The sequence below is a fragment of the Pantoea sp. FN0302 genome, assembly GCF_050113775.1.
Taxonomy (GTDB): domain Bacteria; phylum Pseudomonadota; class Gammaproteobacteria; order Enterobacterales; family Enterobacteriaceae; genus Mixta; species Mixta alhagi.
The window spans coordinates 212411-236068 of the sequence record NZ_JBNJSM010000002.1; the positions used below are offsets into that span (position 1 = coordinate 212411).

Genomic DNA, 23658 nt, shown 5'->3' on the forward strand with positions numbered 1-23658 from the left:
CTCCCGATGTTAAAACGTGGCGGACGCCGGTATATAACGCGCCCGCCAGAACCGGGATTTATTGCGGATAGGGCACCCAGTCGCCGCCGTTCAGGCGTATCCACGGCTTGCCCTGATACATCATCACAATCGCATTATCATTTTCTGAAACAACCGGCGTCTGCGGCAGATTTTCCGTCAGCACCGACATATTTACATTCGCCGCATTAAATACCTGTCCGTCAACCACGCGTGAAATCAGTTCAGAAATCGCCAGCAGGCTGGTCGGGGTATCTACGGTTAACGCCTGTCCCTGATGCGGTGCCTTCATGCCGACAAAACGAATGCCTACCGGAACGTGGGTAATGCCTGGGCTGGGAATATCACGCAGACCGGACATCTGCATCTTATCGCCTACCACGGCGGCCCCATGCTCCGGCACCACCATCACCAGAACCTGGCGTCCCGATTTTTCCAGGTTCGTCAGGAAAGCATCCAGCTGATCGAACAATACCTGCGCACGCGGCTTATAGGGTGCGGTGCCGGTGCTGCCGAGCGCGCGCGTCCCGTCATGCAGCGGGATCAGGTTGTAAAAGGTCGCGGTGCGTGCATCGCTGCTTTGAATACGATCGTCCAGCCAGCGCTGCATCAGCTGCGCATCGTTATAAACCGGCGAACCGTCAAACGAGGTCAGTTCCGGCGCAATCCCGGCCTGCGACATTAACGGTGCCTGAAGATCGCCATCCACACGCAGCTCCTTCAGGTAATTACCGAATACGCCGCTATGGTCCATCATTAACTGTTCTTTAAAGCCCAGCTTTGCCAGGTTATCAAACAGGTAGCACTGCCGATCCGCAGGTTTATAAAGATCGCTATGGGAAGTCTGACCGCAGCTGGCGCGCAGCAGTCGAATACCGGCCGGGCCGCTGTAGCCGGTTGCCGAGTTGTAATTGCTGAACAGAATATCAAAATGCTTCCACAGCGGATGGTCACGCAGCTGAACCGCATCAATATCTGACCAGGCGAGCGAACAGATATTAATAATCAGGATGTCAAACGGCTGCGAGTCAGGCGACAGCGTCGCCGGGAATTGCGTAACGCGCTGTTTCTCCGTTTGATAAAAGCGGTTCAGATAAGCGGTCAGGTTGGCGCTGGTCGGCGGGGCGGATTCATCCAGCGCGTTTTTATCCGCAGCGGCGTTATTGGCTGGTGTTTTATTGTTCAACACCACATCCGGCGTGGCCGCCTTATTTGGCAACAGTGAAACAGCCGGGCCGGCAAGATTAATGAGGTTTATCCAGATCAGCAGCAGCGTCACCAGCACCGTGATCCGTAACCACTGAGAAATAAACAGATACAGCACCAGCATCACAAAGGCGGCACCGACCATCTGCCAGTTAATAAACCGATTCACCAGGTCAAGCAGATAAGCGCCGGAAAAGCTTGCCAGCTGCCCGCCCTGGCTGATAATGCTTTCCGGGCCGGGGAGCCAGGTATCGTGCCAGAACAGCGCAAAGCCGAGCGGTAATGAGATCCAGCTACGCAGACGGTGCAGCCGCAGCGAGGGAAGGGGAAACAACAGCCAGGCGAGGAATACCAGGTTCGTCAAGGCATGAAAATTAAGATAGCCGAACCACAGCAGCGCAAACTTAATTAAAAAATAGAAATTCCAGCCGCCCAGCCCGCGCCAGCTACGCCAGAAAGCAGCCGTGGAAGACGGCGTCTTTTTACTCTCAGTCATTATTTATCTTTATCCGTTTTGTTAGGCCGACGTTGCCAGGTACCTTCATATTTTAATGAGCGTGGCGACAACAGCCGCTGCGTGACGCTGCGCCAGCGGGCGGGAAGCCAACGGGTATACAGTGGTCTCAGCAGCAGCGCGATCAGCACCAGCAGAATTGAAATCTGCACGCCATCAATAAGTGTCATTCGCGCACAACCCCCGATCTATTAAAGCTGAGTACCACCGGCTGCGGTGTCTGACGTTCAACCGGCTGCGGCGGCGTTACTTCCGGCAGCGCCACCTTCGTCGCTGGCGGCATATCTTTCCACGCCTCCGGCACCAGCGTTTTCATCTGCCTGACTTCCGAAAGGATCTGTAAATCTTCAAACCAGACCAGACGGTTGGAAAACAGCTCATCGTGCGGCAGACGGAAAATAAACTTCAGCGCGGTATCAAGATCGTTATAGCGGCATGAGGAGAGAAACAGATAGAGTCGATCGCCGCGTACCGTTACCAGATCGCCATAACGACGCGGCTTACACAATGTGAGCGCTTGCTCAGGTCTTAACTCAGGCACCGGGCGCAATGCTACCAGCAGCCCTTTGCCATTTTCCGGCAGTAGCGTATTGCTGACCAGCTGCGTAACCGACTGGCAAAAGGTATCCAGCGATAGAAATCCGCGCTGCTGCAGCGGCTGTAGCGACTGCAACAGTGCATCAAGATTGGCAGGCACATGGCGGTTATAACGCTGTCCCTGAAGGCTTTCCAGCGTGGTCAAAAAGCGCGACATCGGTGCGCCAAAGGGCACGATGGCGTTAACGCCGCAGGCCAGCAGCAGCCGCTCATCGCTGTAACGCAGGCTGGTTTGCATTTCACGCACCATAATCTTCAGCCCGGCTCCGCGCATGCGCCGCAGAGTGTGGATATGCTGCGAGAGTATGCGGATCTCCTCGTTATGATTTAGCGAGAAAATCACCGTAGCGGAATCCGCCTGCTGGGCGCGTGAGGCAACCATATCGTTACTGTCAAACAGCTGCCAGTGGCTGGAGAGGGGCGGCGCGCCCTCCAGAACCTGGCGTTCTGCAATACAGATGGCTTCATCATTCAGCGTCAACGGCGTATTCTGGTCATTTTCACGCATTGCCGCAAAGCCGGCGTCACGTGCGGTTAAGCGTAGCGCCCGATCCGCCATCAAACGTTGATCGTGACACCACCAGCTAACACGGTAATTCCAGCTGTCCTGCTGATATTCCAGATGCGCCAGGCCGTTTAATTGCCGAAAGGTGCTCAGTAAAGTCTGTCGTAAACTATTTACACCGGAGCCGGAAGTAATAATTAACAGGCAGCAATCCCGAGCGGCCAGTGTACGGTTGATTTTTTTTATCCATGCGATTAATTCCACAGGTGATAGTTTTTCTATGAAAGAAAAATTAGTGAAAAATAATATCAATCGCGGCTTCGCTGAAAGCGTGCGGGCTAAATCTTCCGGTAAATCTAACAGCGCACGACGTTTTTCCGGCAAAGAATAAAAAGGAATACGCTCTGGCCCATTGGGCAGCGCGGGTTCCAGTAATGATTGCGGCTTTTCACCAGCGCTAATTAGCGTCAGCGCCTGCTGAGCGCCAATAACCTGACGCGCCAGCAACCGGGCATCATCAGGCCGGTTAACGGTAAGCCAGTAGCAGCCCGGCGGCTGCATTTCTATTAATTCATTCTGAACCTGCTCAATGCCGAGCGTAAAAGAGAGTGCCATAGAAGTTTCGCAAATTGGTTCAACAGAAGCTATTTTATTATAGACAGGGATTTATTTCGCCTGGATAATTTAAACAAATATAATAAAGTGCCAGCTCATACGCTTATGTCTTTATCCTTACTGTGGGTAAGGAAACTCAACGCTATTCAATGTCTTTCTAAATGGCAAGGTAAATGAAAAAACCGCAAGAAATTTCTGTTATGTCTGACAATTTCAGGCTAAATGATGACATTAGTAAGCTTGGCGAAGCTTTTTCTTTTTCTGCATTTCGCTATGTTGATATTGCGCGTGAAGAACGACTGGCGTCTATTCTTGCACGCTGGCCATTATTAAATGAGCTATCCGCGCAACAAAAGGAAAATGCATGCCGGTCTTAGCGCTACAGGGCGTGCGGGGAGGCGCGGGCACCACTTCCGTGACGGCGGCTCTGGCCTGGGCGTTACAGCAGCTGGGCGAGCCGACCATCGTGATGGACTGGTCGCCCAGCAATCAGCTGCGCCAGCATTTTAATACGCCGCAGAGCGAGACTCGCGGCTGGATGCGCGCCATGCTGGACGGTGAAGACCCACAGCATGTGGCGTTACGCTACCCCAACGGCCCTGACTTTATCCCGTTTGGCCAGCTAACCTGCGCAGAACGCACGCGCTTTTACACCGATCCAGCGCCGTTCGTACATGCATGGCTGCCTTACCTTGCCGCGTTAAAAACCCATTACCGCTGGGTTTTACTCGATTTGCCGGGCGGCGAGCAGCCCTGGCTGCAGCCGGTTTATGCCCAGGCTAAACAGCTGATTCAGCTGCTGGTAGCCGACGGCAACGTTCATTTGCGGCTGCATCAGCCCGTTGATGAGCTGCAGCCGCTTTATCTGCTCAACCAGTTTAACGCCAACAGCAAAGTTCAGCAGGATCTGCATCAGCTGTGGATCAGCACGCTGCGCAATCTGATTCCGCTGATGATCCATCGTGATGAAGCGCTGTTTGAAGCACTGCTGAATAAACAGCCGCTGGGAGAATACCGGCCGCTGGCGCTGGCCAGCGAAGAGATCACCACGCTGGCGAGCTGGCTAATGCTGCATATCCGCGAGGAGAGCGTATGAATCCGTTACGCTGGCTAATTGCGGCGCCAGCCTGGCAGGCACTGAGCGCGCGTTATAACGGCTATCTTCAGGCTGGCACCTCAAGGCTGGCGGCCAGCATTCACTGCTTCTGGCTGGTGCTGGGCTGGTCGCTGCTGCGTTTTGAAAGCGCTGGCTGGCAGCGGATTATTGCGCAGCGCCGCACGCTCTACCCGCATATTTCCCCGGAGCGCCCGCGCCCGCTGGACATCGTGCGCTTTTTTACACAGAGCCTGTGGTTGTTGCTTTTCCTGCCGCAGGATGGCAGCGCTGTTAGTCAACGCAAAAGGTTTAACGCGTTTCGCCACCTGTTCAGCTGGCGTCAGGGCTTTCATCAGTGGCTTGATCGCCTGCCGCAGCGTATTCAACATGGCGATCGGCTGGAACAGCGGCTCAGCCGCTTGCCGCCAGCGCTGCGCAAATTAGTCTTTGTTTTATCGAGCATTGCTGCTGCCCTGCTGGCGCTGCTCTGTATCTCTCAGCCGCTTGATCTGTTTACACAGTTTATCTTTGTGGCGATGCTGTGGGGGCTGGCGATGGTGGTGCGCCGTGTGCCGGGTCGGCTGGCGACCATGATGCTGATCGTGCTGTCGCTGACGGTTTCCTGCCGCTATCTCTGGTGGCGTTATACCTCCACGCTGAACTGGGACGATCCGCTCAGCCTGACGTTCGGTCTGCTGCTTATCGGCGCGGAAACTTACGCCTGGGTGGTGCTGGTGCTGGGCTATTTCCAGACGCTGTGGCCGCTGCATCGTCAGCCGGTCTCGCTGCCGGAAGATCCGCGCCTGTGGCCAACAGTTGACCTGCTGGTGCCCACTTATAACGAGCCGATGAGCGTGGTAAAACCCACAATTTACGCCGCGCTGGGCATCGACTGGCCGAAAGATAAGGTCAATATCTACATTCTTGATGACGGTAACCGCCAGGAGTTTCGCGATTTTGCGGCCAGCGTTGGCGTGCGTTATGTGGCGCGCCCGACGCATGAGCACGCCAAGGCGGGCAATATTAATAATGCGCTGCGTACCGAATGTCAGAGCGAATTTGTCACTATTTTTGACTGTGACCATGTGCCGACGCGCTCTTTCCTGCAAATGACGCTGGGCTGGTTTATCAAAGATAAAAAGCTGGCGATGCTGCAAACGCCGCATCACTTTTTCTCTCCCGATCCTTTTGAGCGCAACCTGGGCCGTTTTCGTCGCACGCCGAACGAGGGCACGCTGTTTTATGGTCTGGTACAGGATGGCAACGATACCTGGGACGCCACTTTCTTTTGCGGCTCCTGTGCGGTATTGCGCCGCAGCGCGCTGGATGAGATCGGCGGCATCGCGGTAGAAACCGTGACGGAAGATGCGCACACCTCGCTGCGTTTACATCGTCGCGGCCATACTTCCGCCTATATACGCATCCCCCAGGCGGCTGGCCTGGCAACGGAAAGTCTTTCTGCGCATATCGGTCAGCGTATTCGCTGGGCACGCGGCATGGTGCAAATTTTCCGTCTCGATAACCCCCTCATGGGCCGTGGCCTGAAGCTGGTACAGCGACTTTGCTATGCCAACGCCATGCTGCACTTCCTGTCGGGCATTCCGCGCCTGATTTTTTTGCTGGCGCCGCTCGCCTTCCTGCTGGCGCATGCCTATATCATTTTTGCCCCGGCATTAGCGATCGCCATTTATGTGCTGCCGCATATGCTGCATACCAGCCTGACCAACTCGCGCATTCAGGGCCGCTACCGTCACTCTTTCTGGAGTGAGGTCTATGAAACGGTGCTGGCCTGGTACATTGCCCGGCCCACCACCGTGGCGCTGTTTAATCCGCACAAGGGCAAATTTAACGTGACGGCGAAGGGCGGCCTGGTGGAAGAACAGCATCTCGACTGGGTGATTACCAAGCCTTATATGGCTCTGGTGCTGCTTAATCTGGCAGGCGTTTTCATGGCGGTCTGGCGTATCGCTTACGGCCCGGAAAATGAGGTATTGACGGTACTGGTTAGCCTGCTGTGGGTGTTCTACAACATGATTATTCTTGGCGGGGCGGTGGCTGTTTCGGTCGAAGCGCGTCAGATTCGTGAGGCGCATCGCGTGGAGATGGCGATGCCCGCTGCGATTGCCCGTCAGGATGGTCATATGCTGCCCTGTACGCTGCGCGACTATTCGGACGGCGGCGTAGGCGTCGAACTGCGCGAAACGGATGCGCTGAAAGATGGCGAAGAGATCTCTCTGCTGCTGCGACGTGGTCAGCAGGAGTTCAGCTTCCCGGCAAAGGTGCAGCGCGTATTTGGCCGCCGGGCCGGTATCCGTCTGACTAACCTTTCCACGGCGGAACATATTGAATTTATCCAGTGTACCTTTGCCCGCGCTGATACCTGGGCGCTGTGGCAGGACGGCTTCCCGGAAGATAAACCGATTCAAAGCCTGACCGACATAATGATTTTGGGCTTTAAAGGCTATATCCGCCTGGCTGAGTATGGGCCGGCGCGATTACGCCAGTTGTTCTTAATGCTGACTGCCTTCCTTTCCTGGCTGGCGTCGTTTTTTCCCAAAGGCGTAGGAAGCGCAACGGCAGGCGTTGCCGGTGTGAAACAATGACTCAACTGATGATGCGACAATGACGAGAAAAATAAGCTGGTTTACCGCAATGCTGATGGGGCTGCTCCCGCTAGCCCATGCTGCCCCTGAACCCCATCCTGCGCAGCAGGCGATGGGTATTGCTCAGGTAGAGGAAGCTGCTGCGCCCGCTCAGATTCAGCCTGCCGATGCGCAACCCGCTGACGCTCAGCCCGTGGCCACGGTTGTTACGCCGTCAGTTGCCGGTGCGCCGGTGCGTAACAGTGAGTTAAAGTTCACTAACGTTGCGCCGCCGCCGGGCAGTTTGGCGCTACGGGGCATCCGTACGGATGGACAAATCGAGTTTGGCGTACGCAGCGATGAATTGGTAACGCAGGCGGTGCTGCATCTGACCTGGCGCCCTTCACCGGCGCTGCTGCCAACCTTATCGCATTTCAAGATTTACCTGAATGATGAGCTGGTGGGGCTGGTAACCATCACGCCGGAACAGCTGGGTAAAGAGAGCCAGACGACAGTTAACATCGATCCACGCTTCATCAGCGATTTTAACCGTGTGCGCTTCGAGCTGGTCGGGCATTACACTAACATCTGTGAAAATCCTGCCAACAGCGCCATCTGGCTCGATATTGGTAAAGAGAGTCGGCTCGATTTAACGCTGCAAAAACTGCCGCTGAAAAACGACCTTTCTGACTTCCCGGAACCTTTTTTCGATAGCCGTGATAATCGTCCGTTGCAGCTGCCAATGATATTTGCCAGCGCGCCGAATTCTGATGAGCAACACGCGGCGGCGCTGCTCGCCTCATGGTTTGGGGTACGGGCGCAGTGGCGCGGCCAGTCATTTCCGGTGCTCTATAATCAGCTGCCGCAACAGCAGCATGCGGTGGTTTTCGCCACCAACGCGCACCGGCCCGACTTCCTGAAGGATTATCCGGCAGTTGATAAACCCACCGTGGAAATCATCAGTCAGCCCGACAACCCCTATCAGAAGATGCTGCTGGTTCTGGGGCGCAACAATGAGGATCTGCTCACGGCGGTAAAAGGTATCGCCCAGGGCGATGTGCTGCTGCGCGGTCAGTCCGCTACCGTTGAACAGGTGAAACAGCTGACGGCTCGCCAGCCTTATGATGCGCCAAACTGGGTGCGTACCGATCGCGCCACCCGGTTCTCTGAGCTGCAACAGTATGAAAACCAGCTGCAGGCAGACGGCATTCAGCCCTCTCCGATTAGCCTGACGCTAAACCTGCCGCCGGACCTGTTTCTGGTGCGTGCGCGCGGTATCAAAATGGATCTGGCCTACCGTTATACCTCGCCGTTGCAAAACGACGGCTCGCGGCTGGCGGTTAACCTGAATAACCAGTTTATGCAGGATTACCCGCTGCAGGTAAAAGACGATAGCGGCAAACAGCTGCTGCATATTCCGCTGATTCAGGGATTACAGGATAACGGCACTTCGCTCACTATTCCGGCGCTGCGTCTGGGAGTGATTAACCAGCTGCGTTTCGATTTCGATTACGCTGCCACCGTGATCGGCGGCAGCAGCGATGGACGCTGTGAGACGGTGTCGCCGGTAACGAATCATGTGGTAGTGGATGGTAATTCCACTATCGATCTCTCCGGCTATCGTCACTATATCGCGATGCCTTCGCTGCGTGCTTTCGCCAACGCTGGTTTCCCGTTCAGCCGCATGGCCGATTTATCGCAGACGCTGGTTCTGGTGAACGCCCAGCCGCAGGCTGAACAGGTAAGCGCTCTGCTGAATGCCGTAGGCAATATCGGCGCGCAAACCGGTTTTCCGGCGCTAAACGTGCAGATCAGCGACGACTGGTCAAAAGCCAAATCAACGGATGCAGATATCTTGCTGATTGGCACAGTACCTGATGATTTACGCGAAGATAGCCGCATAAATCTGCTGGTCGAGCGGGCAAAAAGCTGGGTGAATAAGCCGATGCGCCAGGCGGTACTGGATAATGTTGATACGCCGGCAGGCGATCGCACCGCCGCCAGCCGCACCACCATTGTTTCCGACGGACCGATGGCGGCGATCATTGGCTTCCAGTCTCCCTTCCACGATCAGCGCAGCGTCGTGGCGCTGCTGGCGGACAGCCCACGCGCTTACCAGCTGTTAAATAACGCCCTGCTTGATAGCGGTAAACGCGCCGCGATCTACGGCTCCGCCGCCATTATCCGCGAATCTGGCATTAACAGCCTGCGCGTAGGCGACAGTTACTTTGTCGGGCATCTGCCGTGGTGGGAACGTCTCTGGCACGCGCTGGCGTCCCATCCGCTGCTGATGGGGCTGTTTGCGGTGGTTGTCGTACTGTTGGTGGCCCTGATGGTTTGGCGGCTGATGCGGCTGGTGACGCGTCGTCGACTGGGTAATGAGGATGATGAGTGATTGCGCTAATACTGCGTTACACAATGCTGGCGCTGATGTTACTGGCCGCAGGGCGCGCCAGTGCGGAATGCGCCACCTGGCCTGAGTGGGAGCAGTTTAAACACCACTACATCAGCGATCAGGGACGGGTGATCGATCCCTGGGAGGGGAAAAATATCACCACCTCTGAAGGACAGAGCTACGCGCTGTTTTTCGCGCTGGTGGCCAACGATCGGCCAACGTTCGATCTGCTGCTGCGCTGGACGGAAAACAACCTGGCGGCGGGCGATCTAACGCAGCGTTTACCTGCCTGGCTGTGGGGGCAGGAGAGTAAAAGCGGTAAATGGCAGGTGCTGGATGAGAATCCCGCTTCCGACGCCGATGTGTGGATCGGCTGGACGCTGTTGCAGGCAAGCCAGTTATGGCACAGCCGCAGCTATCAGGTCACCGGCACGCTGTTGTTAAACCGGGTTGCGAAAGAGGAAGTCGCCACTCTGAAAGGCTTTGGCCTGATGCTGATGCCGGGCAAAGCAGGTTTTATCCAGTCGGATAGCTGGATGATTAATCCCAGCTATCTGCCGCTGCAGCTGTTAACACGTCTTAGCGCGTTAAAAGGCCCCTGGCCGGAGATCAACCGCAACGCGCTGCGTCTGTTGCAGCAGACCGCCCCGAAAGGCTTTGCGCCGGACTGGTATGTCTGGCAGAGCGGCAGCGGCTGGCGTCCTGATAAAACAAAAGGGCCGATCGGCAGCTATGACGCTATCCGGGTCTATCTGTGGGCCGGCATGCTGAGCGATAAGGATCCGCGCAAAGCGCCGCTGCTGGCGCATTTTGCGCCGATGGCACGCCTGACGGAAGCATCAGGCGCGCCGCCGGAGCGCGTGAATGTGCTGACCGGTGAGCCAGCGAATCATGGCAACGTGGGCTTTTCGGCGGCGCTGCTACCGTTCCTGGAAGGCTCAAGTGCGCTAACAGCACAGCAACAGCGCCTGGAGCAAAGTCCACCCGGCAGCGACGCCTACTACAGTGGCGTTCTTAACCTGTTTGGCAGTGGCTGGAGTGATAAACGCTACCGTTTCAACCTGCAGGGTGACCTGCTACCGGCGTGGGATCCGCAATGCGCAACGTCAGATTAAGCTGCCTGAGCCTTTTACTGCCGGGCATGCTCGGCATCAACAGTTTGCCTGCCTGGGCGGTCGAAGCGGCGCGCGAAGTGTCGCCGGTTGAATGGCTGCTGGAACAGGTGCGCACCGGGGAAGCGACCAACAAATATGAGTTGGTGTCGCAGGCGCTTTATCGCCTGGATAAAATCGATCCTGATAACCCGGAAGTGATTGCCGCCCATCTGCGGCTGGCGTTACGTCAGGGCGATCAGGGTAAAGCGCAGCAGTATATGGCGCAGTTAAAGCAGATTGCGCCCGACGCACGGGCAACAAAAGAAGCGCAGTCCGGCATGCTGCTGATTAACGCCGAGGGGCGTCAGCAGCTGCAGCAGGCGCGTTTGCTGGCAACTTCCGGTCGTTTAGCGGAGGCGCGGGCGGCCTGGGATACGCTGTTTAACGGCACCTTCCCCGACGTGAACCTGGCGCTGGAGTACTGGAGCCTGGTCTCCCGTATCGACGGCCAGCAGTCGGTGGCGCTGGCTAATCTGCAGGCGCTGGATCAGCGCTATCCGGGCAACGTCGGCGTGCGTATGCAGCTGGCGCGGCTACAGTACCAGAATAATAACTCCACCCAGGCGACCGAAAAGCTGAAAACGCTGGCGGCGAATCCGGCCGGACGCGATCAGGCTGCCGAACTGTGGCTGAGCAATATTCAGGCGCAGCCGGTCACCGCAGAGAGCGTGGCGCAGTTGCAACAATATCTGGCAACCTTTACCAGCGGCGAGGCGCGTGAAAACGGCGAACAGGAGCTGGCGCGTCGGCAAAAAATGTTGGCTGATCCCGCCTTCCAGCTGCGTTCGCGCGGGCTGGCGCTGGTGGATAAAGGCGCAGGCGCAGAGGCGATACCGGCCCTGCAGGCGGCGCTGAAGCTAAACCCAAACGACGCCGAGCTGTTGGGCGCAATGGGGCAGGCGCAGGCGCGTGCCAATAATCGCGCCGCCGCTGCCCGCTATTTTGAGCAGGCGTTGAAGGCAGGTCAGCAAAGTACCAGCGTGGGCATGTGGCAGAGTTTGCTGCAAACCAACCGCTACTGGCTGACGATCGAAAACGGTGATAAGGCGCTGGCGCAAGGCGATATTGCCGGAGCCGAGCGCCAGTATCAGCAGGCGCGCACGCTGGATAATAGCGATAGCTATGCGCTGGTCGGTTTAGGCGATGTGGCGCTGGCACGTAAAAACAGTGCGGAGGCGGAGCGGCTGTTCCATCAGGCATGGAAAATGGATCGCACCAACAGTACGGCGGTGCGGCGGCTGGCAGCAATTTATCAGCAGCAGTCGCCGCAAAAAGCGATCGCCTTTATCAATGGGCTAAGCAGCGAACAGCAGCGGGCGCTTGGCAGCACGCTGAACAGCCTGCGTAGCGATATGCTGCGCGCCGAGGCGGATACGCTGGCCCAGCAGGGCAACTGGGCACAGGCGACGGAAAAATATCGCGCGGCGCAGCAAAACGCGCCGGACGATGTCTGGCTCAACTATCGGCTGGCCAACGCGCTGGTTAATACCGGCGAGCCGCAGCGCGCTGATAGCCTGATGACCACCATGGCGCAGCGTCTGCCAGCCGATCCCACGCAAGTTTATGCCCACAGCCTTTATCTCTCCGGCAGCGATCGGGATGACGAAGCGCTGATCCAGCTTAACAGCCTGCCGCAGGCGCGTTGGGATCAGAATATGCGCGAACTGGCAGAACGCCTGCAGCAGAATAAAGTTTATGCGCAGGCTGAGGCGCAGCGGGCAGCGGGCAATAATAGCGCGGCGGTCGCGCTGCTTAATGAACTGCCCGCCTCGCCACGGCGCGATATTACGCTGGCTGACTGGGCGTTGGCGGAAGGCTATCCGCAGCAGGCGCTGGCAGGTTACCAACAGGTGCTGGCGCAGGATAAAACCAGTCAGGACGCCGCGCTGGGGCAGATAGAAGCGCTGGTGGCGCTGAATCGCAAGGCCGAGGCGCGTAGCGCGCTGAACGCGATGCCTGTCGGAGCGGCGGAGGCGAGCCTTAATGTCGGACGACGGCTGGCGAATGCCTGGCAAAGCGTGGACGATGCCGCGCGTGCGCGTCAGCTATATCAGCAGTTGAAACCGCGCGCGCAGCAGGAAGCGCCTTCGCAAGGCAGCGCGCTGGTGTTTCGCGATGCGGCGCGGCTGGAGCAGCAGCCTGAACGGGCTTTACGGGATTATCAGCAGGCGATGGTGGCCAGTGGCATTACGCCGACGCTGCCGAAAGATAACCTCGCTTTTACCCGGTTAATGCGTAATAACCCGAGCGATGACTGGCTGAAGCGCGGTATTCGCAGCGATGCCGCCGAGCTTTACCAGCGCCAGGATACCACGCTGAAGCTGGAGCAGGACTATTCGCGTAATAAAGGCACCGGCGGGATTTCCGATCTCACCGCGCATACCACTATGTTGCAGCTGGAGACGCCGCTGGCCGCTGGAAAAAGCTTTGTGCGCGTCGATCGCGTTGACGTTTCGGCAGGCACGTTTTCCACTGAAAACGGCCAACATACCGAAGTGTTCGGCACCTGTGCCGATAACGGCACCGCAGGCTGTAGCGGCAATCTGAAACAGCGTGCGGAAGGGGTGGCCGTAGGCGCAGGCTGGCAAAACGATCGCTGGTCGGCGGATATCGGCACGTCGCCGATGGGCTTTGAAGTTGTGAACTGGGTGGGCGGCGTCAGCTGGAACACCGATGTTAAGGATGTGGGCCTGACTTTTACCGCCTCGCGGCGACCGATTTCCAGCTCGCTGCTGGCCTATGCCGGCGCGCGCGATCCCAGCCCGCAGGGCGGAAAAAGTTGGGGCGGCGTGGTGGCGACTGGCGGCGCAGTCGGCCTGAGCTACGATCGCGGTGGATCGCATGGCGTTTGGGCCGATCTTAGTGCGCATCAAATCACCGGTAAAAATGTTGCCGATAACAGTCGCGAGCGTTTGATGGCAGGCTACTATTATAAGTTGATAAACGAGGATAACCGGCGCGCCACCATTGGCCTGAACAGCATGCTGTGGCATTACCAAAAGGATCTTAGCGATTATGCTTTTGGGCAGGGAGGCTATTACAGCCCGCAACAATATTTTTCCCTGGCGGTGCCGTTAAACTGGCGGCAGCGCACTGAGAACTGGTCATTTGAGGTTGGCGGCTCGGTTTCCTGGTCGCGTTCAAAAACCCATTCGCAGCAGCGCTATCCGGTTTATCCTGGTTTTGAAACGACGGCGAATGAAACCGTCGCAGGAAGTTCCGGCAGCGGCTTCGGCTATACGCTGCGTGCGGCGGTAGAGCGACGTCTGACGGCGCACTGGACGCTGGGCGTGGCAGTGGATATTCAGCAGGCGAAAGATTATACGCCCAGCCACGGTCTGATTTACGCTCGCTATTCGCTGAGCGGTTGGGAAGGCGACCTCGACCTGCCGCCGCAGCCTTTAGCTCCTTACGCTGACTTCAAGTAGCGTCCTGCCTGGAAAAACCCTAAAACGGTTTCCTGCCGTCACCATCATTGCTTAAAAAACAGCAACCATGAGATATACTCCTGGTTGCTTTTATCGTTATTGCCCGCTTCCCGGGGCCTGGAGAATAGCTTTGCGCGTTAGTCGGTCACTTACGATCAAGCAGATGGCAACGGTATCTGGCGTTGCGGTAGTGACTATCTGTATTTTTATCGTTATTCAACTTTTTCATTTTGTGCAGCAGCGCAGGACAGACTACGCCCAGCAGATGGAAAACATCGCGCATACGGTGCGTCAGCCGCTGTCCGAAGCGGTGCTGCGTGCCAATATCCCGCAGGCTGAACGCATCCTGCAATCTTTAAAACCCGCCGGTATTCTTTCACGCGCCGAAGTGGTGCTGCCTAATGCTTTTCAGGCGTTGCATACTGATTTTGAGAATGAAAAAGCGGTGCCGCGCCTGATTGCCCGGCTGTTTGAACTGCCGGTACAGATCACCGTACCGCTGTATTCGGTGGAGAGCGCCGCCTCGCCGAAGCCACTGGCCTATCTGGTGCTGCAGGCCGATTCATGGCGCGTGTACCAGTTTATCCTCAGCACCATGGCCACAATGCTGACCACTTATCTGCTGCTGGCGCTGATCCTCTCCATTGCGATCAGCTGGTGTATTAACCGGATAGTGATCCATCCGCTGCGCGATATTGCTCATGCGCTGCAGGATTTGCCGCCGCAGGATATCCTGACTCATAAACTGCCGCTGCCAAAGCTGCACCATGACGATGAAATCGGCATGCTAATTCGCAGCTATAACCGTAACCTGCAGGTGCTGGAGTCGGTGCATGATGAGATGAGCCGCCTGACCACGCATTATGTTTTAACCGACCTTCCCAACCGCACGCTGTTTCTGGCGCTGCTGGAGCAGCACTTAAAAGCCGCCGTCTACAGCGGGCCGTTTACCGTAATGGTGGTGCGCATAGAGACGCTGCTGGAAGCCAACGGCGTGCTGACGGAAGAGCAGCGCGATACGCTAACTTTGACGCTGCTGGAAAAAATTCGCGGCGTTATTGAAGAGCGAACCGTGCTGGGTCAGCTTGGCGTCAGCGATTTTGCGCTGCTGGTAAAAAAGGCGAACAACCCGTTTCGTGCCTACCGTCTGGCACGTAATCTGATGAATCGTCTGCATCAGCCGGTCAGCCTGCATGAGGTGCAGCTACGCCCGACGCTCAGCATTGGTATTGCTCAGCGCGACGCCAGCAATATGAACGCGCCAGAACTGTTGGGGCGCGCGGTTTCCGCCATGATGTCTGCCCGTCACCAGGGCAAAAATCAGATTCTGTTTTTCGATCCGTTGCTCACCGAGCGGGCGCAGCGGCGGCTGACGCAGGAACACGATATTTTGCAGGGGCTGGAGCAGGAGCAGTTTGCACTGTTTTTACAGCCGCAGATTAATATGGCCAGCGGGGAGCTGGTCGGCGCAGAGGCGTTGCTGCGCATGCGCCAGCCAGACGGCAGCTATAGCCTGCCGGAAGAGCTGATCACCAATGCTGAGGAAATTGGCGTTATCGGCGCGCTTGGGCGCTGGGCGCTGGAAGAGGCGTGCCGGGTACTGGCAGCCTGGCAGAAGCGTGGTATTCAGCTGCCGCTGAGCGTAAATATTTCCGCTATGCAGCTACGCGAACCGGGCACTGTCTGGCATCTGCAGGAGCTGTTAGAGCGCCACCGTATTCAACACGGCAGTCTGGTGCTGGAGTTAACCGAAACCGCGCAGATTGGCGATACCGCTCAGGCAAAAAGCCTGCTTGGCGCGCTGCAGGAGGTGGGCGTGGCGGTAGCGCTGGATGATTTCGGCACCGGCTATGCGAATCTGAGCTATCTGCATCAGTTCCGCTCGCTGCCAATCAGCAAGCTAAAAATGGATCGCAGTTTTGTGTCGGCGCTGCCCAATGACGATACGATGGTCAGGATTGTGGCGGCTATCTCGGAAATCACCGCGCTGGATGTGGTGGCGGAAGGCGTTGAAACGGCTTCGCAACGCGACTGGCTGCTGGCGCGCGGCATTACTATTGGGCAGGGCTATCTGTTTGACGGGCCGCTGTCGCTGAAAGATTTCGAGAAATGGCTGGCAACACTCTCTCCTCAAAACTAGTGGTAAAGGGCCGCGCTCCCGCTCATAACGCGTGAAGGGTATAGCGAGGCCTGCAAAACCCCAGCATTTAATTCTGAATATCTGGTTATAGATCTTTTAACTGAAGCGTTTCAGTTCATAAATTTTGATTATGGCCCGTTCGGGTGGTGACAGAACATATCAATCTTGTTAATGCGGTGTTATTTTTTCGCGCTATGTATTGATGATAAAAACAGCTAACGCCTCGTCCCCACGCCGTCAACGGATACGCTTTTATGAAAACTTCTCTGTTTAAGAGCCTGTATTTCCAGGTATTAACCGCGATTGCCGTCGGTATCCTGCTTGGGCATTTTTACCCGGAACTGGGTGCCCAGATGAAACCACTGGGTGATGCTTTCGTCAAATTGATCAAAATGATTATCGCGCCGGTGATTTTCTGTACGGTCGTCACCGGTATTGCCGGTATGGAAAGCATGAAAGCGGTTGGCCGCACCGGCGCGGTGGCGCTGCTCTATTTTGAAGTGGTCAGCACGATTGCGCTGATCATCGGCCTGGTAGTGGTAAATGTGATCCAGCCGGGTGCCGGTATGAATGTCGATCCCGCTACGCTGGATGCCAAAGCAGTGGCGGTTTATGCCCAGCAGGCAGAGCAGCAGGGCATTGTGGCCTTCTTGCTGGATGTGATCCCCGGCAGCGTCATTGGCGCTTTTGCCAGCGGCAATATCCTGCAGGTTCTGCTGTTCGCTATTCTGTTTGGCTTTGCGCTGCATCGCCTGGGCGATAAAGGCACGCTGATTTTTAACGTGATTGAGAGCTTCTCGAAAGTCATCTTTGGCATCATCAATATGATTATGCGCCTTGCTCCGATTGGCGCTTTCGGTGCCATGGCCTTTACCATCGGTAAATATGGCGTTGGATCGCTGGTGCAGCTGGGTCAGCTGATTATCTGCTTCTACCTTACCTGCTTTCTGTTTGTGGTGCTGGTGCTGGGCACTATCGCCCGCGTTACCGGTTTTAATATCTTTAAATTTATCGCCTATATCAAAGAAGAACTGCTGATTGTGCTTGGCACCTCCTCCTCTGAGTCCGCATTGCCGCGCATGCTGGATAAGATGGAAAAGCTGGGCTGTAAAAAATCAGTGGTCGGGCTGGTTATTCCTACCGGCTATTCATTTAACCTTGACGGCACCTCAATCTATCTGACGATGGCCGCAGTATTTATCGCCCAGGCCACCAACAGTCATATGGATATTTTCCATCAGATCACGCTGCTGGTCGTACTTTTGCTCTCCTCGAAAGGCGCGGCGGGCGTTACCGGCAGCGGCTTTATCGTGCTGGCCGCAACGCTCTCTGCGGTAGGCCATTTGCCGGTCGCCGGACTGGCGCTGATTCTGGGCATCGACCGTTTTATGTCCGAAGCACGGGCGTTAACCAACCTGGTCGGTAACGGGGTGGCGACAATCGTAGTGGCGAAATGGGTCGATCAGCTGGATGAAAAGCAGCTGCACGATCAGCTGTCATCAGCGAAAAAGGCGAAAAAACTGCCGGAAACGTCGGTCTAACGCCTGATATAAAGCGCATCGCCCTGCGCTAACGTGCATGAGGACGCCGCCTGGCAATCAGGCCGCGTCCTTTTTTATTGGGTAACCGCCGCATATGGCGTCATGAGTTGTACAGCTTATGAACGCCTGCGGTGCTACAAACGCGCTAAATCTATAAATAACCATAAAAAACCTTTATCTGTGCCCGCTGTGACTTGCCCTTGCAGCGGGCATTTGCATAATAAAGCCCACACAGACTGTGTCAGCTCATGGCACCGGAGATGGCCTGGCACGGTTAACGTTCATTTTATTTCACGTCGTTGTGTGACAACCTCGTTTTTGCGTGGTCTAACTGCCGGTGCGCCCGCTGTGCGTTATCAACAGGAAGATAGCGTCAGACTATCGTGCGTCATCAATGAAGATTAAGTTGGTAATTGAGTAGGGGTTCACATGCAGGGCACCAGAATGCGTCTTTTGGTTGGTGGGTTGTTGCTGGCGGCCGTCAGCGGCACATTGCAGGCTGAAACACTACAACCCGATCCCGCCTGGCAGCAGGGCAAATTAGATAACGGTTTTAAATGGCAGCTGCTCAGCACGCCGCAGCGTCCCAACGATCGTGTGGAAGTTCGCCTGATGGTGAATACCGGATCGCTGATGGAAAATGCCCAGCAAACCGGCTTTAGTCATCTGCTGCCTCGCCTGGCGATGGTCCATAATACCGAGCTTGATCCAGCGCAGCAGCGCTCGCTCTGGCAGCAGGGAATGGACCCCGATCGTCCGTTGCCGCCAGCCGTTACATCCTATGAATTCACGTTATACAATCTCAGCCTGCCAAATAACCGCCCGGAACTGTTGAAGGAGGCGTTAAGCTGGCTTTCTGCCACGGCAGGCAAAATGTCGATCAATGAGCAGGTGGTAAACACCGCGCTTGGCGCTGACGATCCCATCGCCAGCTGGCCGCTTAATCCACGTGACGTCTGGTGGCGTTACCGGCTGAAAGGTTCCACGCTGTTGGGGCACGATCCCGCCGAGCAGCCCAAAGCACCGGTTGATATCAATCAGCTTGGCAGCTTCTATAAGCAATGGTATACGCCCGATGCCATGACGCTCTTTGTTGTTGGCAATGTTGATAGCCGCGCCCTTAGCGAGCAGATTAATAAAGCCTTCTCGCCGTTAACAGGCAAGCGTGATACGCCAGCACCGATGCCGACGCTTGCTCCATTGCCGCCGCAGCCGGTTACTCTGGTGAATCCCAGCCTGAAGCAGGATCGTCTGTCGCTAATCTGGGATATGCCCTGGCAGCCCATCCGTGATTCGCAAAATCTTATCCGCTACTGGCAGAGCGATCTGGCGCGTGAAGCGCTGTTCTGGCATGTCCAGCGCGTATTAAGCGACAGCAAAGCGCAGGGCGTTCAGGTGGGCTTTGACTGCCGCGTGCTTTACCAGCGGGCGCAGTGTGCGATCAGCATGGATTCCAGCGCAGAAACGCTGGAGAAGAATATGACCCTGATTGCTCACGAGCTGGCTAACGTGCGTGATAATGGCCTGCCGCAGTCGGAGTTTGACGCGCTGATGGCGCAGAAAACCACCGAGCTGAATAAATTGTTCGCCACTTATGCGCGTACTGATACCGATGTATTGATGAGCCAGCGTTTACGCTCGCAGCAAAACGCGGTAGTGGATATTGCGCCGGAGCAGTATCAAAAATACCGGCAGGATTTCCTGAATAGCCTGACGCTGACTGCGCTGAACCAGGAGCTGCGTCAACAGCTGTCGCAGGAGCTGACGATGGCGCTGATGCAGCCGCAGGGCGAACCAGAAGCCAATATCAAAGCGCTGCATGAGAGCTGGCAGAAAATCATGACCCCGCCGCCGGCTCCGGTGGCTGCCACACAGGAAGAGGGCAAAGCGGAAGTGTCAGATATTCCGGTGCCACAGTCATAAAATCATCGCCGGTGGGGGTTAAATCTCACCGGCGTTTTTTTGCGCGCTGTCAGACTGTGGTGGTAGCGGTTTTTTTCGCCCGCAGCCATTCAGTTACCAGCATTGGCCAGCTGGCTAACGGCGAATCGGCCAGATTGCGCATCCCAAAGCCGTGGCCGCCGCGCTCATAAAAATGCAGTTCCACCGGCACTTTTTGCTCCCGCAGGGCGCTGAAAAAGGCCATGCTGTGGGTGACCGGCACGCTTTCATCATCAACGGCATGGATCAGCAGCACCGGTGGTGTTTCACGCGTCACGCGGGTTTCCAGCGAATAAGCTTCCAGAGTTTTATCGTCCGGCCATGCGCCAAGCAGCCGCTGACGCGATTCGGCGTGCGCCAGACCATCGCGCATGGAGATAACCGGATAGACCAGCACCAGCGCATCAGGACGCGCCGAGAGTTTGTCTGCGTTATCCTGCGGTGGATAAAGCTTTTCGCTAAAGCGCGTACCCACGCTGGCGGCAACGTATCCGCCGGCGGAGAAACCCAGCATCACAATGCGTTTACCGTTAAGGCCGCGCGCGGCACGATCGCGCAAAACGCGAACTGCCCGCTGTGCGTCAGCCAGCGGCGCATCGGCCCCTTCATGATGTCCATCTCCCGGCAGGCGATAGGTCATTACCGCCAGCGTATAACCCATTGCGGTGAAGAACGTCGCCAACGAACTGCCTTCGCTATCAATCATAATGCGCGCAAAGCTGCCGCCTGGCGCGACCAGCAGCGTGGTGCCGTTTGATTCTTCCGGATACCAGACGGCCAGTTCAGGACAGCGAACGCCGGACGCTGCCCGATTGTAAGGTTCAAATTCTTTGGCTAAATCGATGATTTGCGGTTTAGCGGTCGACTGACTGGCTCCGGGCGCGTCGCCTTGTGGCCAGAGATTGAAAATATCTGCTTTCATAACCTGTCCTGATTAGCGTGATGTTAGGTGCCGGAGCCAGGTACTACGAAGGCGGGGCATCATTAATCATTGGCGTTGAAAGGCATGCGCGTCCAGCATTTACTGTGCGCTAAACAACAGAATCAGAATTAGCCTGGCGAGGAGAATGCAAATTTAGCTTAGGTGAAAATAGTGATTTTTATTAATTGCTTGCGACGCAAAATAAAGAAAAGGCAGAAAGATAGGCAGGGCTTTCTTGCGTGGCAGACAGCTGTTGCGCTAATAAAAACCGCCCCGGCTACGCGAAGCGGTTATTAGTGAAGCGCTTGCCTGCCGGCTACCAGTTACGCAGCTCGGCGTAGGGCACCATAACATGCTCCCGATAGGCCGGACGCTGCGTTAAGCGCTGATAATAATTTTCCAGAGCAGGCAAGGTGGGGCGCTCAATCTCCAGCGTGTAATAGCGGTAAAGCAGCGTGCCAAACAGGATATCTGCGACCGTTAGTCGATCGCCTGCCAGATAGTCATGCTGCGTCAGCCGCTGGTCGGCAATCTTTAGCAGCTTCGTGAGATTATCCAGCGCGGCGGCGATCGCCTGCTCATCCCGCTCCTGCGGCGCGGTGACAAAAACCGGCCAGAACACCGGACGCATAAAGCTCACATAGACGTTAGACTTCGCCCATTCCGCCCAGATATCCACGGCCGCACGCGCCAGCGCGTCCTGGGGCCAGAAAGCATCATCGCCATAGCGGCTGGCGAGGTAACGGACAATGGCGGCGGATTCAAACAGCGGCTGGCTGTCGCCATCACGCAGCACCGGCACCAGGCCGTTGGGGTTCATCGCCAAAAACTCTGGCGTATGGTTACCGCCATATTTGTGTCCGATGTCGATGCGCTGGTAAGGCAACCCCATCTCGCCAATACACCACATTACAGTCTGTACATTCGATGACGTTTTACGTCCCCAAACCTTAAGCATTGCTTACTCTCCTGAGCGATAGCGGAGCCTACAGCATAAGCGCCGCTTTTAGCGCGGCATAGCATTAAGCGGAATAATTGCGCCGCGATGCTGGATAACCGTGCTGGCAGTCAGGTGACCACGCTGCGCCGCTTCCTGCGCGCTGCCGCCGCACAGCCGCACCGCCAGATAGCCTGCGCTAAAGGAGTCGCCCGCTGCGGTGGTATCGATAATTTTTTCTTTTTCCAGCCGGATGGCCGGTACTTCCAGCAGCGGCTCATCGTTCAGCGCCACCAGACAGGCATCCGCGCCGCGCTTGATAACGATTTCGCTTACGCCGGCGGCGCGAGTGCGGGCAATCACCTGCTCTACAGGCGCTTCATCCCATAGCGCGGTTTCATCATCCAGCGTCAGAAAAGCGATATCGGTGCAGCTGAGCATGGCCTGATAGGCCTGCTGCGCCGCCTCGCGGCTTGCCCAAAGGCGTGGTCGATAGTTGTTATCAAAGATGACTTTGCCGCCGTTAACGCGACAGGCAGAGAGCAGTGTCATCAGCCGCTGCCGATCTTCTGCTGACAGAATCGCCAGGCTGATGCCGCTGAGATAGAGATAATCGAATTGCGCCAGCTGCTGGCAAATCGCCTCTGCCTGTGGGCTTTGCAGCCAGAAACGCGCAGCGGCTTCATTACGCCAGTAGCTAAAGGTGCGTTCGCCGTGCGCATCAGTTTCAATCACGTACAGGCCAGGCAAGCGGTTATCCAGGCGCTGAACCAGCCCGGTCTGCACGCCTTCCTGCTGCCATGCGGTAAGCATTTCACTGCTGAAATTATCGTTGCCCAGTGCGGTAATGTACTCTACCGTCAGCTGATCAGCCTGCGTTTGACGTGCAATATAGACGGCGGTGTTCAGCGTATCGCCGCCAAAGCCTCGCTTCAGCGCCTCTCCCTGTGATGAAAGTTCGATCATGCACTCGCCGATTACCGCTATTTTTTTCCCTGCCATCATAATCACCCCCGTAATAAAAGGCTTTAGTCTCCACCGAGCGCGGCGGTGAGTCAATATTTTAAAACAGCGTTTTAATTTAACTTAAGTTGTTAATTTGCTGATATAAGCAGCGATAAAGCAATAAATCACCATGTTATTGTTACGATTGAAAAGGTTTCTTGCTGTTAAAGTAGCTGCCTTCAACGCAGCGCTGGCTCCGAAAACTTTACCAGTATGCTGCGATTGACTCAGGAACAGGGCCTGACTATCAGGATAAAAATCATGATGATGAATAAAATAAGTCATCGGCTTCCTTCCTCAATTGTCATGCAACAACATCAAGAACAGCGGCACTATTGGCTGGGATGCCAGCGTTTTTACACCTTCCAACCGATTTATCAGGTTACGGGCCGCCTGATGGCAATTGAGCTACTGACGGCGGTGTCGCATGCGTCTGCGCCGGGTCAGAAACTGTCGCCGGAACGCTATTTTGCTGCACTGGATATTCCCCAACGCTTATATGTTATTCAGGAACAGCTGGAGCTGCTAAGCCAGCGGGAACGCTTTTTCGAAGATGCCGGATGTGTTGCGTCGGTGAATATCGACGGGCCGGCGCTACTGGCGATTCAGCATCACGCGCCGCTGCGTGCGCTGATTGCCCGCCTGCCCTGGGTTCGCTTTGAGCTGGTTGAGCATCATGTTCTGCCGCAGGAAGAGATGGTGGTGCAGATGCCGGAACTGGGCGCGCTGTGGCTGGACGACTTTGGCTCCGGCATGGCGAACTTTTCTGCGCTGACAGAGCTAAGCTACGATTACATCAAGCTGGCACGCGAGCTGTTTATTCTGTTGCGTAACAGCGAAGAGGGCCGCTGCCTGTTTACATCACTGCTGGCGCTGATTAATCGCTACTGTAAAGGGGTGATTGTCGAAGGAGTGGAGACGGCCGAAGAGTGGGAGCAGGTGCGCAATTCGCCCGCTTTCGCTGCGCAGGGCTATTTCTTTGCGCGTCCGCAGCCTTTTGATGAACTGGTTAATCTGCCGTTTCAGCTTGCCGGATGCTGATTTGTCTCCTCTCTACTATCT

General features: G+C 56.2%; 17 protein-coding genes. 10 read left to right on the forward strand and 7 right to left on the reverse strand.

Annotated elements, in window-relative coordinates:
• Positions 1–58 precede the first annotated feature (58 nt).
• Genes bcsG through bcsE form a run of 3 tightly spaced genes read right to left on the reverse strand, consistent with a single transcriptional unit; the run spans position 59 to position 3455 of the window.
• Positions 59–1720 (reverse strand): cellulose biosynthesis protein BcsG, encoded by a 1662-nt coding sequence (bcsG, locus tag ACQE32_RS11645; RefSeq protein WP_427021821.1) that lies wholly within the window; start codon positions 1718–1720, stop codon positions 59–61.
• Positions 1720–1908: a cellulose biosynthesis protein BcsF gene (bcsF, locus tag ACQE32_RS11650; protein ID WP_426981380.1), complete on the reverse strand. Its 189-nt coding sequence runs from the start codon at positions 1906–1908 to the stop codon at positions 1720–1722. Before bcsF ends, bcsG begins: the two co-directional genes overlap by 1 nt.
• Positions 1905–3455, reverse strand: a complete 1551-nt coding sequence (gene bcsE, locus ACQE32_RS11655) for a cellulose biosynthesis protein BcsE (protein WP_427021822.1) — start codon at positions 3453–3455, stop codon at positions 1905–1907. Before bcsE ends, bcsF begins: the two co-directional genes overlap by 4 nt.
• A 173-nt stretch (positions 3456–3628) precedes the next feature.
• Between bcsE and bcsR the strand changes: the two genes are divergently transcribed.
• From bcsR to ACQE32_RS11700, 9 genes are all read left to right on the forward strand, one after another.
• Positions 3629–3832: a cellulose biosynthesis protein BcsR gene (gene bcsR, locus ACQE32_RS11660; protein WP_426973908.1), complete on the forward strand. Its 204-nt coding sequence runs from the start codon at positions 3629–3631 to the stop codon at positions 3830–3832.
• A complete protein-coding gene (gene bcsQ / locus ACQE32_RS11665; RefSeq protein WP_427021823.1) occupies positions 3820–4551 on the forward strand; it encodes a cellulose biosynthesis protein BcsQ in 732 nt (243 codons plus the stop codon). The genes bcsR and bcsQ overlap by 13 nt, the downstream gene beginning before the upstream one ends.
• The gene (gene bcsA, locus ACQE32_RS11670; protein ID WP_426973910.1) at positions 4548–7154 is read left to right on the forward strand and encodes a UDP-forming cellulose synthase catalytic subunit; all 2607 of its coding nucleotides are present in this window, start codon (positions 4548–4550) and stop codon (positions 7152–7154) included. The genes bcsQ and bcsA overlap by 4 nt, the downstream gene beginning before the upstream one ends.
• A 19-nt stretch (positions 7155–7173) precedes the next feature.
• On the forward strand, positions 7174–9528 hold the full coding sequence (gene bcsB, locus ACQE32_RS11675) for a cellulose biosynthesis cyclic di-GMP-binding regulatory protein BcsB (RefSeq protein WP_427021824.1): 2355 nt from the start codon (positions 7174–7176) through the stop codon (positions 9526–9528).
• Positions 9529–9551: 23 nt separating this feature from the next.
• Entirely contained in the window at positions 9552–10643 is a 1092-nt protein-coding gene (gene bcsZ / locus ACQE32_RS11680) for a cellulose synthase complex periplasmic endoglucanase BcsZ (protein ID WP_426974075.1), read from the forward strand.
• Positions 10625–14110, forward strand: a complete 3486-nt coding sequence (gene bcsC / locus ACQE32_RS11685) for a cellulose synthase complex outer membrane protein BcsC (protein WP_427021825.1) — start codon at positions 10625–10627, stop codon at positions 14108–14110. Before bcsZ ends, bcsC begins: the two co-directional genes overlap by 19 nt.
• Before the next feature lie 130 nt (positions 14111–14240).
• A complete protein-coding gene (hmsP, locus tag ACQE32_RS11690; protein WP_426973913.1) occupies positions 14241–16250 on the forward strand; it encodes a biofilm formation regulator HmsP in 2010 nt (669 codons plus the stop codon).
• Positions 16251–16504: 254 nt separating this feature from the next.
• The gene (locus ACQE32_RS11695) at positions 16505–17791 is read left to right on the forward strand and encodes a dicarboxylate/amino acid:cation symporter (RefSeq protein WP_426981370.1); all 1287 of its coding nucleotides are present in this window, start codon (positions 16505–16507) and stop codon (positions 17789–17791) included.
• Between the two features lie 429 nt (positions 17792–18220).
• Positions 18221–19714: a M16 family metallopeptidase gene (locus ACQE32_RS11700; RefSeq protein ID WP_427021826.1), complete on the forward strand. Its 1494-nt coding sequence runs from the start codon at positions 18221–18223 to the stop codon at positions 19712–19714.
• A 49-nt stretch (positions 19715–19763) separates the two neighbouring features.
• Here the strand turns inward: ACQE32_RS11700 and ACQE32_RS11705 are convergent, their stop codons facing one another.
• From ACQE32_RS11705 to ACQE32_RS11720, 4 genes are all read right to left on the reverse strand, one after another.
• Positions 19764–20654, reverse strand: coding sequence for an alpha/beta hydrolase (locus ACQE32_RS11705; protein ID WP_250651394.1), 891 nt, complete (start codon positions 20652–20654; stop codon positions 19764–19766).
• Between the two features lie 316 nt (positions 20655–20970).
• Complete coding sequence (locus tag ACQE32_RS11710; RefSeq protein WP_427021827.1) at positions 20971–21612, reverse strand: glutathione S-transferase family protein; 642 nt, start codon at positions 21610–21612, stop codon at positions 20971–20973.
• Between the two features lie 48 nt (positions 21613–21660).
• Entirely contained in the window at positions 21661–22593 is a 933-nt protein-coding gene (locus ACQE32_RS11715; protein ID WP_427021894.1) for a sugar kinase, read from the reverse strand.
• 84 nt (positions 22594–22677) lie between these two features.
• A complete protein-coding gene (locus ACQE32_RS11720) occupies positions 22678–22881 on the reverse strand; it encodes a hypothetical protein (RefSeq protein WP_426981362.1) in 204 nt (67 codons plus the stop codon).
• On the opposite strand from ACQE32_RS11720, the gene pdeH reads away from it, so the two are divergent.
• Positions 22858–23637 carry a cyclic-guanylate-specific phosphodiesterase gene (gene pdeH / locus ACQE32_RS11725; protein ID WP_426973920.1) on the forward strand — a complete coding sequence of 260 codons (780 nt, stop codon included), beginning with the start codon at positions 22858–22860 and terminating at the stop codon, positions 23635–23637. The two genes, ACQE32_RS11720 and pdeH, sit on opposite strands and share 24 nt — an antisense overlap.
• Positions 23638–23658 lie beyond the last annotated feature (21 nt).